The sequence below is a fragment of the Ruegeria sp. BF7 genome (genome assembly GCF_056538605.1).
In genome coordinates, this window is the sequence record NZ_JBQFTM010000002.1 from 191,510 (window position 1) to 205,588 (window position 14,079).

Sequence of the window (14,079 nt, forward strand, 5' to 3'; positions counted from 1 at the left end):
CGTATTGTCCGCCTAATAAAACGGCCAAACCACTAAGACCGGGACCTGATATGACCGACTTCAACAAGATCCTGATAGCCAATCGCGGCGAGATTGCCATTCGCGTGATGCGCGCAGCGAACGAGATGGGCAAACGCACCGTCGCTGTGTTCGCCGAGGAAGACAAGCTTGGCTTGCATCGCTTCAAGGCTGACGAGGCATATCGTATTGGCGAAGGGATGGGGCCGGTCGCGGCTTATCTTTCCATCGACGAGATCATCCGCGTGGCCAAGGAATGCGGCGCGGATGCCATCCACCCAGGTTACGGCCTGCTGTCGGAAAACCCGGACTTCGTGGACGCATGTGTCCAGAACGGCATCACCTTCATCGGCCCCAAGGCCGAGACCATGCGCGCGCTTGGCGACAAGGCGAGCGCGCGGCGCGTGGCCATCGAGGCCGGAGTGCCGGTGATCCCGGCGACCGAGGTTCTAGGCGATGACATGGACGCAATCAGGGCCGAGGCCAAAGAGATTGGCTACCCGCTGATGCTCAAGGCCTCATGGGGCGGCGGCGGACGCGGTATGCGCCCGATCCACTCGGAAGACGAGTTGGAAGAAAAAGTTCTGGAAGGCCGCCGCGAGGCTGAAGCCGCTTTCGGCAACGGCGAGGGCTATCTGGAAAAGATGATTATCCGTGCCCGCCACGTTGAGGTTCAGATCCTCGGCGACAAGCACGGTGAGATTTATCACCTCTACGAACGCGACTGCTCGGTCCAGCGCCGGAACCAGAAGGTCGTGGAACGCGCCCCTGCCCCGTATCTATCCGAAGAACAGCGTGCCGAGATTTGTGAGCTGGGCCGCAAAATCTGCGCCCATGTGAACTATGAATGCGCCGGCACTGTTGAATTCCTGATGGATATGGAGACCGGCAAGTTCTACTTCATCGAGGTGAACCCGCGCGTGCAGGTTGAACACACCGTCACCGAGGAAGTCACCGGCATCGACATCGTGCAGGCCCAGATTCTGATCGCCGAGGGCAAGACGCTGGCCGAAGCGACCGGGGCCGCCAGCCAGGCCGACGTGCATCTGAACGGCCACGCCCTGCAGACCCGGATCACCACCGAGGACCCGCAGAACAACTTCATCCCCGATTACGGCCGCATCACCGCCTATCGCTCGGCGACCGGCATGGGTATCCGTCTGGACGGCGGCACAGCCTATGCGGGCGGGGTGATCACGCGGTATTACGACTCGTTGCTGACCAAGGTTACAGCCTGGGCTCCGACACCTGAAAAGGCGATCAGCCGGATGGACCGGGCACTGCGCGAATTCCGCATCCGCGGCGTCAGCACCAATATCGACTTTGTTATCAACCTGCTGAAACACCCGACCTTCCTGTCGAACGAATACACCACCAAGTTCATCGACACGACGCCGAACCTGTTCACCTTCAAGCGTCGCCGCGACCGGGGCACCAAGGTTCTGACCTATATCGCGGATATCACCGTGAACGGTCACCCTGAAACCAAGGACCGTCCGGAACCGCGCACCGACCTGAAAGTGGCCAAACCCCCCGCATTGAAGGGCGAACCCAAAATGGGCACCCGCAATCTGCTGGAGCAGAAAGGCCCGCAGGCGGTCGCCGACTGGATGAAGGCGCAGCGACAGTTGTTGATCACCGACACCACCATGCGGGATGGTCACCAGTCGCTGCTGGCGACCCGAATGCGGTCGATCGACATGATCAAGGTGGCGCCCAGCTATGCTGCAAACCTGCCGCAACTGTTCTCGGTCGAATGCTGGGGCGGTGCGACCTTCGATGTGGCCTATCGCTTCCTCCAGGAATGCCCGTGGCAGCGTCTGCGTGACCTGCGCGAGGCGATGCCCAACCTGATGACCCAGATGCTGCTGCGCGGTGCCAATGGGGTTGGCTACACCAACTATCCCGACAACGTGGTTCAGGAATTCGTCCGTCAGGCCGCGAAAGGCGTAGACGTGTTCCGAGTGTTCGACTCGCTGAACTGGGTCGAGAACATGCGCGTGGCTATGGATGCGGTGATCGACAACGGAAAAATCTGTGAAGGTACCGTTTGTTACACCGGTGACATTCTGGATCCGGATCGCGCCAAATACGACCTGAAATACTATGTCGGCATGGCCAAAGAACTGCGCGACGCAGGTGCGCATGTTCTGGGCCTGAAGGATATGGCAGGCCTGCTGAAACCGGCATCGGCCAAGATTCTGATCCGCGCGCTGAAAGAAGAGGTCGGCCTGCCGATCCACTTCCACACCCACGACACAGCCGGTATCGCCAGCGCCACTATTCTGGCCGCATCCGAGGCGGGCGTGGACGCGGTGGATTGCGCGATGGACAGCTTCTCGGGCAACACCTCACAAGCAACGCTGGGCACTGTGGTCGAAGCGCTGCGCCATACCGAACGTGACACCGGTCTGGACATCAAGGCGATCCGCGAGATCAGCGACTATTTCGAGGCGGTGCGCGGCCAGTACGCGGCCTTTGAGTCCAGCCTGCAGGCTCCGGCCTCGGAAGTGTATCTGCATGAAATGCCCGGCGGTCAGTTCACCAACCTCAAGGCGCAGGCACGTAGCCTCGGGCTGGAAGAACGCTGGCACGAAGTTGCTCAGATGTACGCCGACGTGAACCAGATGTTCGGTGACATCGTGAAGGTGACACCGTCGTCCAAGGTCGTTGGTGACATGGCGCTGATGATGGTCAGCCAGGGCCTGACCCGTGACGACGTGGAAAGCCCCTCGACCGATGTGGCCTTCCCCGACTCGGTGGTCGACATGATGCGTGGCAACCTTGGCCAGCCTCCGGGCGGTTTCCCCGACACCATCATCAAGAAGGTGCTTAAGGACGAGGTTCCAAACACCCAGCGCCCGGGCAAGGATGTTCCTGCAGTCGATCTGGAAGCCACCCGCACCGAGCTATCCAAACAGTTGGAGGGCAAAGAGGTCGATGACGAGGACCTGAACGGATACCTTATGTACCCCAAGGTGTTCCTGGACTACATGGGCCGCCACCGTACTTACGGCCCGGTCCGCACCCTGCCCACGCGCACCTTTTTTTACGGGATGGAGCCCGGCGAAGAGATCACCGCCGAGATCGATCCGGGCAAGACGCTGGAAATCCGTTGTCAGGCAGTCGGTGAGACCGACGAAAAGGGCGAGGTCAAAGTGTTCTTTGAACTCAACGGCCAGCCCCGGGTGATCCGGGTGCCCAACCGCCTGGTGACGTCGACCACGCAAGCCCGGCCCAAGGCCGAGGCGGGCAACCCCAATCATGTCGGCGCTCCGATGCCGGGCGTTGTCGCCACAGTGGCCGTCACTGCCGGGCAAGAGGTAAAGGAAGGCGACATGCTGCTGACCATCGAAGCCATGAAAATGGAAACCGGCATCCACGCCGAGCGTGACGCAACGGTCAAAGCTGTTCACGTTCAGCCCGGCGGGCAGATTGACGCAAAGGACCTGCTGGTCGAACTGGAATAACCGGTTTAACTTTCTGGGCTAACAGGGGCCGCTCGGGGAACCGGGCGGCCTTTTTTGACCCGAAGAGGATAAACGCCCATGCTGTCCATCACACCTGTCTACGCCGCATTGCTGGCAATCTTTTTTGTCGCGCTCAGCGTCAGGGTCATCAGTCAGCGGCGCAGCGATAAGATTTCCTACGGTGACGGCGGTAATACGGCAATGCTCAAGGTGATGCGGACGCATTCCAACTTTGTGGAATACACACCCTTTGCCCTGCTGTTGATCGCGATGGTCGAACTGCAGGGAGCGAGCGGCCTGTTGCTGAACCTGCTGGGCCTGACTTTGCTGAGCGGTCGTCTGTTGCACGCTTATGGATTTGGACGCAGCCCGCAGATCGTCATTCTGCGCCAGATCGGGATGCTGCTGACGTTCACTGCGATTCTGGTAGCCGCCATCGCGAATATCGTATTGGCGTTGTGATCTGATCGGTGGGGCTTAACCCGCCAGCACACGCGTTTCGACCAGCGGTGCATCTCTGAGGACAGGCTCAACCTCGCCCAGCCTGTCCTGATCCGGTGTACAAAGCACCGATGTCAGCACGATTAGTGCCGCAAGCAGGGCCATCTTCAAGTCTGCAATCCGTGTCATTTCTTCTCCTCGAACCCTCTTGTTTTGTAGTGTCTTAAATCTTGAACGCATGGCGCGCAGAATTCCGTCGAAAGATTTTTCCCGATTTTTGTGTTTTTCCGCTTGCAGCCTCGCGTGGGAATTTATACATCCCTCCTCACTCAACGGCGCGGGCGTAGCTCAGGGGTAGAGCATAACCTTGCCAAGGTTAGGGTCGGGCGTTCGAATCGCCTCGCCCGCTCCATTGAGAGGTCTTCGGACCAAATATGTATCTGATGCGGGCGTAGCTCAGGGGTAGAGCATAACCTTGCCAAGGTTAGGGTCGGGCGTTCGAATCGCCTCGCCCGCTCCAGATACCAAGTCTTCTGAACATTCTGGTTCTCCGCAAAGCATTGCGTCATTCTGGTTGCATTGAGCAATACAGGATTCACCCATGTCTGAATACGTTATCCGCCCCCTCACCGCTGACGAGTTGCAGCAGGCCGTAGACTGGGCTGGGCGCGAAGGGTGGAACCCAGGCCATCATGACACGGCGTGTTTCCACAGCACCGATACTAACGGATTTCTGGGAGGTTTCTTGGACGGCGAGATGATCGCCTCAATCTCGGTGGTACATTACGACGAAACGTTTGCTTTCCTTGGCTTTTACATCGTTCGCCCCGAGTTTCGTGGCGCTGGACATGGGTTGAAGCTGTGGCAGCGCGCTTTGTCTAACAGCACTGCGCTCAATGTCGGGTTGGATGGGGTCGTTGACCAACAGCACAATTATCGCAAATCGGGGTTTACCTTTGCCTACAACAATTTCCGTTTCACCGGGTCCGTGGCGGGTATCCAGCGGGTGTTGACGCCATCGGCTGGTACCGAAGCTCTGACCGCAGTTTCAAATGAGTTGACGGCGTATGACCGTCAGCTGTTCCCGTCCCCGCGCGACGCTTTCCTGCAGAGCTGGATCAGTGCGCCGAGCCATATTTCCCGCGTACATTGTGAGGACGGCCAAATAAAAGGCTATGCAACTCTGCGCCCGTGTCAGATCGGTTACAAGATCGGGCCGCTGTTCGCGGACCGCACGGACATAGCCGAATCCCTGCTCATCAGTCTGCTGCAAGCTTTACCAGACGAGCATGGCGGGCATGAGGTCTTCATCGACATGCCTCAGCCAAATGAAGCTGCTTTTGCACTGGCGACGAAGCTTGGGCTGGAGAAAGTATTTGAAACGGCCCGGATGTATTCAAGCCACCAACCGGAAATCGATCTGAACCGTATTTTTGGCGTGACGACGTTCGAACTGGGTTAAAACGCCTTGAACGTCATTGTGGTTAACGAACGTTCGATATTGGGAATCACCAGCAGGTTTTCGTTGATGAAATGGCCCACATCCTCGGTTTCGGGGATGTAGAGTTTCAGAAGCAGATCATATTCACCGCTGGTCGAATAGAGTTCGGAGTGAATTTCGCGCAGCGCGACCTCTTCGGCAACCTTGTAGGTGGTGCCGGGTTTGCAGCGGATTTGAATGAAAACGCAGGTGGACATGGGCCAGGCCTTTTTAGTTGAATTGCCTGCAGGCTTACACGCGCCGCGCCCACGTTCAATCCCCTGCAACAGATTGCGCCGAATGCGACGGGCGGGCTGGAAAAGCCTGCCCTTCCCCGTCTATAAGCGCGCTTGTAGCAAAAGGAATTCGCCCATGCGCAGCGCAAAGATCAGCCGTCAGACCGCCGAGACCGAAATCTCGGTCGAGGTCAACCTGGACGGCACCGGCCAGTACGACAACCAGACCGGTGTTGGCTTCTTTGACCATATGCTGGACCAGCTGGCGCGCCATTCGCTGATCGACATGACAATCCGCGCCAAAGGCGACTATCACATCGACGACCACCACACGGTCGAAGACACCGGTATCGCGCTGGGTCAGGCGCTGACGCAGGCATTGGGCGACAAGAAGGGCATCCGCCGCTATGGCGAGTGCCACCTGCCTATGGACGACGCACAAGTCCGCTGCGCGCTGGACCTGTCGGGCCGTCCGTTCCTGATCTGGAATGTTGACCTACCTACGCCCAAGATTGGCACGTTCGACACCGAGTTGGTGCGCGAGTTCTTTCAGGCGCTCAGCACACATGGCGGCATCACGCTGCATATCGATCAGTTGCACGGGTTCAACAGCCACCACATCGCCGAGGCCGCCTTCAAGGCCGTCGCCCGCGCCTTGCGGCTGGCGGTCGAAACCGATCCGCGCAAGGCCGATGCGATCCCGTCGACCAAGGGCGCGCTGTAAATGCTGACTGCCATTATTGACTACGAGAGCGGCAACCTGCACTCGGCCGAGAAGGCGTTTCAGCGCATGGCGCGCGAGGTGGACGCCGGCCGGGTTGTTGTGACCTCGGATGCGGATGTTGTTGCGCGGGCTGATCGGTTGGTTTTGCCCGGTGACGGCGCTTTTCCGGCCTGCGCTGCCGAGTTGCGCGGGCATAAGGGCATCTATGATGCGATGGTCGAGGCGGTCGAACAAAAAGGCCGCCCGTTTCTGGGCATCTGTGTCGGGATGCAATTGATGGCCTCAAAAGGCCACGAGTACGTCGAAACGGATGGTTTGGGCTGGGTCGCAGGTGATGTGGTACGGATCGAACCTTCGGACCGCGCGCTGAAAGTTCCGCATATGGGCTGGAACGATCTGGTTGTGGAAAGCGAGCATCCCGTGTTCAACGGGGTTAAATCGGGTGACCACACCTATTTCGTCCACTCCTACCATTTCCGCGTCAGAAATCCGGCGCAGCGGTTAGCTTATGTGGAATATGGTCAAGAGGTCACGGCCGTGATCGGCCGCGACACTATGGTTGGAATGCAGTTCCACCCCGAGAAAAGCCAGGATGTTGGCCTGCGTATGATCGGGAATTTCCTGACCTGGGCTCCGTAAAGGTTACTGAACGCGCGTCCAGGTCTGCCCACGGCAAACCAGACCACCCGCGACACAGCCTTTGACAGTCAGCTTGTTCTGGTTGTCGAGGGTCATTTTCGAGTTGTAGGTCTTGTCGCGATCCGGCGCCCAGATCTTGCCACTGTCATATTGGCCACCGCCCTCGGGCAGCATGTCCCAAATGATCTGTTTGCCGAGATTTTCATATTCCAGTTGCTGGTTGCCCTCGCCGTCAAACGCGCTGTCGATGGTCCCGCAAATCGCGCTGCCGCATTCTCCAATAGAAACGTGCAAATAGCCCCCGGTATCGCCCGGCTGGGTCTTCCACAGCCCATCAACCGGATCGGCGGCAAATGCAGAGGTCGCCAGCCCTGCCAATCCTGCTGCGAGTAGAAGTTTCTTCATCATATCCTCCCTGTTTTGCCGCCAGTCTGACGAGCCGCGCCAGCCGGGGCAAGAATGACTTAGCGTCGCGTTGCATCCCCTGCCCCGCCTGTGCGATATCCCGCGCGTGTAACATTGATATAGGGCCGCCGATCATGATCCTTTACCCCGCCATCGACCTCAAAGACGGCCAGGCCGTGCGCCTACTGCGCGGAGAAATGGACAAGGCAACCGTGTTCAACGAAGACCCGGCCGCACAGGCACGTGCCTTTGTCGAGGCTGGTTGCGAATGGCTGCACCTTGTGGACCTGAACGGCGCCTTCGCGGGTGAACCGGTCAACGCAGCCCCGGTCGAAGCCATTCTGAAGGCCTGTGATGTGCCTGCCCAGCTGGGCGGCGGCATTCGCGATATGGCAACCATCGAGACCTGGATCGGCAAAGGATTAGCCCGAGTGATTCTGGGCACGGTCGCAGTCGAAAACCCTGATCTGGTGCGCAACGCCGCGAGGGAGTTCCCCGGCAAGGTCGCGGTGGGTATCGACGCCCGCAATGGCATGGTCGCCACCAAAGGTTGGGCCGAGGAAACTGACGTGCAGGTCACCGATCTGGCTCGCAGTTTCGAAGACGCTGGCGTCGCCGCAATCATCTATACCGACATCAATCGCGACGGCGCGATGCAAGGACCGAACATCGAAGCCACCGCCGACTTGGCCCGCGCCGTGTCGATCCCGGTGATTGCTTCGGGCGGTGTCAGCTCACTGGACGACCTGATAGCGCTGCGCGATTGCGGTGTGGACCTGAACGGCGCGATTTCCGGCCGCGCGCTTTATGACGGTGCGATTGACCTGGAAGAAGCCTTGTCCACTCTGAGTAAATAGAGCCGCTCAGCAGCGGGTTACTGTATTTTCCATTTGTTCCTGGGCTGCCCGTCTTTGTACGGCTGCAGTTCCTTTTCGCTTATGCGAACGAATTGAAAGCACCCCACCCAATCGCCGGTCTCTTCACACCACATGTCGCCATCGACATACCATTTGCCTTCATACTTATTGCCACCAGAGTTACCGGCAAGCTTTCCCTTTTTGCGGCCTTTGCTGTAGGCCTGCGCCCATTGGGTTTTGTTATCCTGGTTCGAAATACCGTAAATCGTCGAGCCCGGAATGGTCGCCAAAATTTCTTTTTGTGTCATGAAGTCCTGGGCCTGCGCGGCACCTGATACAGCCACAAAAAACGCTCCAGCAATCCACATCATATGCAATGATAGTTTCATGGAAAACTCCTCCCTAAATTTCTGAAATGGGAGGAATTTACCATAATCCCGGCAATCAAACAAATTGCCGAGGGGAAGATGTGCCAGCAGTCAATTCTTCCGGCACATCCGTTTTTTGTTATTGCGCCGCGACTGCAGTCAACTTAGCCAACGCACCGCGCATCTTTTCAATGACGGGGGATTTTTCGACAGCGTCCAGCTCGTCCATGGTCTCTTTCGGGTCTTCATAAGCCAACCAGACTTGGCCGTTTTCATCTTCGTAGGCCTGCACTTTCAGCGGCAAAAAAAGTCCGGCACGCGGATCGATCTGCATGGCGGGCGTGCCCAGCGCCGGGTTGCCGAAAATCAGAACCTGATTGGCCGGAATGGTCAGCCCGACCTTTTCGGCCCCCGCTGCGTGATCAATACGAGCGAACACCGTCGCGCCCGCGTTGCCAACAGCCGCCTCAAGCGCATCCAACGCCTCGGACACGGATTTGTCGGTGTTCACCTTGACGATATCGTCTGCCATTGCTGTGACAGCTCCTCCAATTACGAAAGCGGTTGCCAAAAAGAGTTTACGCATCTCATTGATCTCCTGATGAATTTGGGGACAGTGTTCACAGGTTTGAGGGATGTGGCAATCACAAGTCCGGCATCGGCGGGGCTTTGCCGGTTGCGGGGAACACTTACCTGAAGACCATCCAAGCGCGCCTTTCGATCTCGAAACGTAAACAATTCCGCACAAACGCAGTGAATTTGCACTGATAAGCCGCAAAAAGGTCAAGATTCGCCAATACGGCTGGACCGCTAGCTTATGCCGGAGTTTCACCTTGTCTTTTTCGAACGCATCACAGCCAACGGCAAATTGGCACAGTTACGCTCCGGTCATCAGTTTTTGTGCGTCAATTTTCGTCAGCGCTAGCCTACTGTTCTTTGTTCAACCGCTGTTTGCCAAACTCGTATTGCCCAAAATCGGCGGCACCCCAGCAGTCTGGACCACCGCCATGCTGTTTTTCCAGCTGATGCTGATCCTGGGATACCTGTATGCCCACATGTTGACCCGCTGGTTAACCCTGCGCTGGCAACTTGCAACACATCTGGCCTTGTGGCTGGTGGCGCTTAGTTTTCTGCCTTTGGCCACGCAGGAAGGCTGGAGGTTCGAGGCCTCGCAATCCATCGCCCTGCAAACACTTTTGTTATTTGCGGCCGGCGTGGGAGTTCCATTTGCCGTTCTGTCTGCCAACGCGCCATTGCTGCAGGCCTGGTATTCGCGATCGGGCGGTCCGTCGGCCAATGATCCCTATTTCCTCTATGCGGCCAGCAATGTTGGATCGCTTATGGCCTTATTGTCTTTTCCGCTGCTTGCCGATCCCTTCTTTGGCGCGCGGGAAATCAGCCTGTTCTGGTCTGCCGGATTTGTCGTCTTTGGCGTCCTTCTGGCACTCAGCGGCCTGATTGCCTTGCGCGGACCTGCCGAAACGGCGAACCCGGAAGAACCCCGCAAGGTGGGTAAAGCGTTAAGCGCGAAAACGATTGCCTCGTGGGTGTTTATTGCCTTCATCCCCTCGTCCCTGATGCTGGCCACGACAACCAAGCTCAGCACCGACCTTGGCGCCATCCCACTGATCTGGGTCGTGCCGCTTGCGACCTACATCCTGACGTTCATTCTTGCTTTCGCAAAATGGCGCCGACATACTCTGGACGGCCTAAGGACTTCGGTTTTGCTTGTCATAGCGATCGGCATTGCAATGTTGTCCAAAATCGGTTCTTCGCAACAGCCTTTGGCCGCTATGCTGGTGTATATTCCGCTGCTGTTTTTGGTCGCCCTGTTCGCTCACAGGCTTCTCTATGAATTCCGACCACCGGCAGAACATCTCACAATATTCTACCTTGCACTGTCGGTCGGAGGTGCCTGCGGCGGGCTGTTCAACTCGATCATCGCGCCTGCGATGTTTAACCGGGAAATTGAGTTTGGCCTGACACTTCTTGCAGCAGGAGGTTTGTTTCTGCTTCAGGCTGGAACATTCAGTCTTCGCCATGCCCTGATCGGGGTTGCCGTTGCCGCCCCGATTTCAGTCGCGATCAGCGTATTGAACGAAGGACGCGCAGCGGATGCAAACGCCTTCACTACGATCGTAACTGCCGCATTGGTCGCCGTGGTATTGCTGACCTTCCGGAACGCGCCGACCCGCGTTGCAACGGTGCTAGTAGTGTTGCTGGTGCCAACCGTGCTCCCGAAATACGAGATGCTCTACCGCGACCGAAGCTTTTTTGGAACCCATGCTGTTTTTGATAGCGGCGGTTTCCGTGTCTACCAGAACGGCACCACCATGCATGGCTGGCAAACGCCAACCGACCCCGGCACTCGACCAGTTGCTTCTTCGTATTACCACCCTAACGGGCCGATGGCGGAAGTCCTGACATCCGAATACGGTTTGAGCACTGATAGCATTGGCATTGTCGGCCTCGGGACTGGTGCGCTGGCCTGCTACGGGCAACCCCATCAAACGTGGGAGTTCTTTGAAATCGATGAAACTGTCGATCGTATTGCCCGCAATCCGAACCTGTTCACGTATATGTCCGAATGCGCCCCGGATTCGGAAACTCATATGGGTGATGCGCGAGTCGTGCTGGAACACCAGAAGTTCGTGTTTGATATCTTGGTGCTCGACGCTTACAGCTCGGATGCAATTCCACTGCACCTGATTACACGCGAAGCGATCGAGACCTATCTAAGCCAGTTGAACCAGGGCGGCACTTTGGTCTTTCACATCTCGAACCAGTACTATGACCTTGCTCCGCAATTGGCGCGTTCTGCTGCAACGCTTGACCTGCATGCCGCGCTCCAGAAGTACAACGCCGACGAGCAGGCCAAAAGTCAGGGCGCGTCAGATACGCATGTCGTTATCCTGAGCCGTGACGAAAACCGCATCGCAACGTTTGTCGACACCGGCAGGTGGACGAAGCTGACCACAGATGGTCGGGTTCCGTGGACAGACAACAAGGGTAACCTTCTGTCAGCACTAAGAATACTGAGGCCGCATTAATGCAACGCCTCGCGGCGCGGTATCTTCAAAACTCTCAGGTCTGGCATCGGCAGAGCTTTGCCGGTAGAGGTGCGGCAACAAAGGACGCCGACATGCTGAAAACCCGCATCATTCCCTGTCTGGATGTCGCCGATGGCCGCGTGGTCAAGGGCGTGAATTTCATTGGCCTGCGCGATGCAGGTGACCCGGTGGAATCGGCAAAGGCCTATGACGCCGCCGGCGCGGACGAAATCTGTTTTTTGGACATTCACGCCACCCATGAAAACCGCGGCACCATGTTCGATGTCGTCCAGCGCACGGCAGAACAGTGTTTTGTCCCCCTGACCGTGGGCGGCGGCGTTCGCACCAAGGATGACGTGCGTGCCCTGTTGCTGGCGGGCGCTGACAAGGTTAGCTTCAACTCGGCCGCGGTGGCGAACCCGGATGTGATCGCGGAATCGGCGGATCAGTTCGGCAGTCAGTGCATCGTCTGCGCCATCGACGCCAAGACCGTCAGCCCCGGAAAGTGGGAGATTTTCACCCATGGCGGTCGCAAACCCACCGGCATCGACGCGGTGGAATTCGCCAAGACCGTCGTCGCCAAAGGCGCCGGAGAAATCCTGTTAACGTCTATGGACCGCGACGGCACCAAGGCTGGGTTCAACCTGCCCCTGACTCGCGCTATCTCGGACGCGGTGGACGTGCCGGTGATCGCCTCAGGCGGCGTCGGCAATCTCGATCACCTTGTCGAAGGCGTGACCGAGGGCGGGGCCAGCGCGGTGCTTGCCGCCTCGATCTTCCATTTTGGTGAATACACCATCCGCGAGGCCAAGGAACACATGGCCGCCGCAGGCATCCCCATGAGGCTGACATGAGCATTCTGCACGATCTGGCCGCTACTATCGAGGCCCGCAAGGACGCCAATCCCGATTCCAGCTGGACCGCCAAGCTGCTGGCCAAAGGCCCGGAGAAATGCGCCGAGAAATTCGGAGAAGAGGCCGTTGAAGCCATCATCGAAGCCGTCAAGAACGACAAAGCCGGGCTGACGGCTGAGGCTGCGGATGTGCTCTATCATCTGCTGGTAATGCTGGCCTCGCGGGACGTGGCGCTGGATGACGTGCTGGCCGAGTTGGCGCGGCGCCAGGGCACCAGTGGTATCGTTGAAAAAGCCGCCCGCCCCAAGGGCTAATCGGCGGGGTTTCATCCCCCCGCCCTACCCATTATGATCGGACCTCACGGTCCACAGATCGAAGGGCAAATAATGATCAGAGCTTTGGCCATTGTTCTGGCCCTTGTGACACTGGGCGCGTGTTCTGCCCCTCCGCCATCCACGGGGAACGAGGTGCAGCGGCTGGCGACCGAAATCCGCAGCCTAGGCCCGGATATCGACCCGGAAGAGGCCGACCGCGCCGCCCGTGTCGCCTATTCCTATACCGCGCAACTGGTGCAGGAATATGAAATCACCGACCCTCCTCTGGTCCATAACGCCAAGGTCAACAAGGGCCTGCGCCCGCGCGGGCTGTGCTGGCACTGGGCCGAAGATATCGAACGCCGGTTGAAGCAAGAGAACTTCCAGACGCTTGAGCTGCACCGCGCCATTGCCAATGCCGACAACCCATTCCGAATCGACCACAGCACCGCCATCATCAGCCGCAAGGGTGAGTCGATGTTTGAAGGCGTGGTGCTGGACCCTTGGCGCTATGGCGGTGTGCTGTTCTGGTCGCCACTGATCGAAGACACGAAATACGAATGGGTGCCGCGCGACGTTGTCTTGGAAAAGCGCCGGGTGGAACAATACGGTGAATTGCTGCCCTATGTCGGCGGCTAGATTTTGGACGAGATTACACCGGTGGCGAACCCACCCATGCGCAGCTCTCCAAACAGGCGCTGATATTCAATCTTAGGACAGCGGTTCATGATCACATCCACGCCGCGCGCCTGTGCTTTGGCGGCCGCATCTGCGTTCTCGACACCGATTTGCATCCAGACCGTGCGTAGGTTCGGGAAGGCGGCCAGCGCCTCATCGACGATTGGCGGTACGGCCTCGGACCGGCGGAAGATATCGACCATATCCACAGACTCGGGTATCTCGGTCAATGAGGCCCGGACGGTCTGACCAAACAGCTCAGTCCCGGCATGGCCCGGGTTGACTGGAATGACCGTAAACCCCTTCAACGACAGATATCTCGCCACGTAATAACTGGGCCTGACCGGATTCATTGAAACGCCGACCACAGCAATCACCTTGGTGCGCTGTAGGATGTCTTTCAGAAACGCATCGGAATACTCGCTCATGCGGCCACCCTAATCTGGCTGCAAAAAAGAAAAAAGCGCCCAGGTCGAACCTGAGCGCCAGTTGTTGGAACGAGGGACAGTGAAATGACCCGCGGCAGTTCCGTTCCGCGGTCACTG

At 58.1% G+C, this 14,079-nt stretch carries 16 protein-coding genes and 2 tRNA genes; 12 read left to right on the plus strand and 6 right to left on the minus strand.

Translation table 11 applies throughout. The annotated features are described in order from the left end of the window. Positions 1-50: 50 nt before the first annotated feature. Positions 51-3,488: a pyruvate carboxylase gene (locus tag ACR0IK_RS06770; RefSeq protein ID WP_480640910.1), complete on the plus strand. Its 3,438-nt coding sequence runs from the start codon at positions 51-53 to the stop codon at positions 3,486-3,488. A gap of 78 nt (positions 3,489-3,566) precedes the next feature. Continuing rightward, positions 3,567-3,950 carry an MAPEG family protein gene (locus tag ACR0IK_RS06775; protein ID WP_480640911.1) on the plus strand — a complete coding sequence of 128 codons (384 nt, stop codon included), beginning with the start codon at positions 3,567-3,569 and terminating at the stop codon, positions 3,948-3,950. 15 nt (positions 3,951-3,965) lie between these two features. Here ACR0IK_RS06775 and ACR0IK_RS06780 read toward each other — a convergent pair whose 3' ends face one another. Beyond that, positions 3,966-4,118: a hypothetical protein gene (locus ACR0IK_RS06780; protein WP_480589919.1), complete on the minus strand. Its 153-nt coding sequence runs from the start codon at positions 4,116-4,118 to the stop codon at positions 3,966-3,968. Between the two features lie 148 nt (positions 4,119-4,266). Here ACR0IK_RS06780 and ACR0IK_RS06785 point away from each other — a divergent pair. From ACR0IK_RS06785 to ACR0IK_RS06795, 3 genes are all read left to right on the plus strand, one after another. Next, positions 4,267-4,341: transfer RNA gene (locus ACR0IK_RS06785), tRNA-Gly, on the plus strand. A gap of 33 nt (positions 4,342-4,374) precedes the next feature. Next, positions 4,375-4,449 (plus strand) — tRNA-Gly (locus ACR0IK_RS06790). An 81-nt stretch (positions 4,450-4,530) separates the two neighbouring features. Then, positions 4,531-5,391 carry a GNAT family N-acetyltransferase gene (locus ACR0IK_RS06795; protein ID WP_480589922.1) on the plus strand — a complete coding sequence of 287 codons (861 nt, stop codon included), beginning with the start codon at positions 4,531-4,533 and terminating at the stop codon, positions 5,389-5,391. Here the strand turns inward: ACR0IK_RS06795 and ACR0IK_RS06800 are convergent. Continuing rightward, positions 5,388-5,627: an Lrp/AsnC family transcriptional regulator gene (locus ACR0IK_RS06800; RefSeq protein WP_480640912.1), complete on the minus strand. Its 240-nt coding sequence runs from the start codon at positions 5,625-5,627 to the stop codon at positions 5,388-5,390. The two genes, ACR0IK_RS06795 and ACR0IK_RS06800, sit on opposite strands and share 4 nt — an antisense overlap. Before the next feature lie 154 nt (positions 5,628-5,781). Here ACR0IK_RS06800 and hisB point away from each other — a divergent pair, with 154 nt between their 5' ends. Both hisB and hisH read left to right on the plus strand, forming a co-directional pair. Further along, on the plus strand, positions 5,782-6,369 hold the full coding sequence (gene hisB, locus ACR0IK_RS06805) for an imidazoleglycerol-phosphate dehydratase HisB (RefSeq protein WP_480589924.1): 588 nt from the start codon (positions 5,782-5,784) through the stop codon (positions 6,367-6,369). Continuing rightward, on the plus strand, positions 6,370-7,008 hold the full coding sequence (gene hisH / locus ACR0IK_RS06810) for an imidazole glycerol phosphate synthase subunit HisH (protein WP_480640913.1): 639 nt from the start codon (positions 6,370-6,372) through the stop codon (positions 7,006-7,008). A 3-nt stretch (positions 7,009-7,011) separates the two neighbouring features. Here hisH and ACR0IK_RS06815 read toward each other — a convergent pair whose 3' ends face one another. Then, positions 7,012-7,413: a DUF2147 domain-containing protein gene (locus ACR0IK_RS06815; RefSeq protein ID WP_480589929.1), complete on the minus strand. Its 402-nt coding sequence runs from the start codon at positions 7,411-7,413 to the stop codon at positions 7,012-7,014. Between the two features lie 134 nt (positions 7,414-7,547). Here ACR0IK_RS06815 and hisA point away from each other — a divergent pair, with 134 nt between their 5' ends. Beyond that, positions 7,548-8,270 (plus strand): 1-(5-phosphoribosyl)-5-[(5-phosphoribosylamino)methylideneamino]imidazole-4-carboxamide isomerase, encoded by a 723-nt coding sequence (gene hisA / locus ACR0IK_RS06820; RefSeq protein ID WP_480640914.1) that lies wholly within the window; start codon positions 7,548-7,550, stop codon positions 8,268-8,270. A gap of 17 nt (positions 8,271-8,287) precedes the next feature. On the opposite strand, the gene ACR0IK_RS06825 is transcribed toward hisA, so the two are convergent. Next, positions 8,288-8,659, minus strand: coding sequence for a hypothetical protein (locus tag ACR0IK_RS06825; protein WP_480640915.1), 372 nt, complete (start codon positions 8,657-8,659; stop codon positions 8,288-8,290). Positions 8,660-8,777: 118 nt separating this feature from the next. Further along, positions 8,778-9,170 (minus strand): DUF302 domain-containing protein, encoded by a 393-nt coding sequence (locus ACR0IK_RS06830; RefSeq protein WP_480640916.1) that lies wholly within the window; start codon positions 9,168-9,170, stop codon positions 8,778-8,780. Positions 9,171-9,645: 475 nt separating this feature from the next. On the opposite strand from ACR0IK_RS06830, the gene ACR0IK_RS06835 reads away from it, so the two are divergent. The 4 genes from ACR0IK_RS06835 to ACR0IK_RS06850 all read left to right on the plus strand — a co-directional run bounded on the left by ACR0IK_RS06835 (position 9,646) and on the right by ACR0IK_RS06850 (position 13,495). Next, positions 9,646-11,688 carry a fused MFS/spermidine synthase gene (locus ACR0IK_RS06835; RefSeq protein WP_480640917.1) on the plus strand — a complete coding sequence of 681 codons (2,043 nt, stop codon included), beginning with the start codon at positions 9,646-9,648 and terminating at the stop codon, positions 11,686-11,688. A 92-nt stretch (positions 11,689-11,780) separates the two neighbouring features. After that, complete coding sequence (gene hisF, locus ACR0IK_RS06840) at positions 11,781-12,542, plus strand: imidazole glycerol phosphate synthase subunit HisF (RefSeq protein ID WP_480641145.1); 762 nt, start codon at positions 11,781-11,783, stop codon at positions 12,540-12,542. Next, the gene (locus tag ACR0IK_RS06845; protein WP_480640918.1) at positions 12,539-12,856 is read left to right on the plus strand and encodes a phosphoribosyl-ATP diphosphatase; all 318 of its coding nucleotides are present in this window, start codon (positions 12,539-12,541) and stop codon (positions 12,854-12,856) included. Before hisF ends, ACR0IK_RS06845 begins: the two co-directional genes overlap by 4 nt. A gap of 72 nt (positions 12,857-12,928) precedes the next feature. Continuing rightward, the gene (locus ACR0IK_RS06850; RefSeq protein ID WP_480589946.1) at positions 12,929-13,495 is read left to right on the plus strand and encodes a hypothetical protein; all 567 of its coding nucleotides are present in this window, start codon (positions 12,929-12,931) and stop codon (positions 13,493-13,495) included. Here the strand turns inward: ACR0IK_RS06850 and ACR0IK_RS06855 are convergent. Beyond that, entirely contained in the window at positions 13,492-13,962 is a 471-nt protein-coding gene (locus ACR0IK_RS06855) for a CoA-binding protein (protein ID WP_480640919.1), read from the minus strand. The two genes, ACR0IK_RS06850 and ACR0IK_RS06855, sit on opposite strands and share 4 nt — an antisense overlap. Positions 13,963-14,079: the final 117 nt, after the last annotated feature.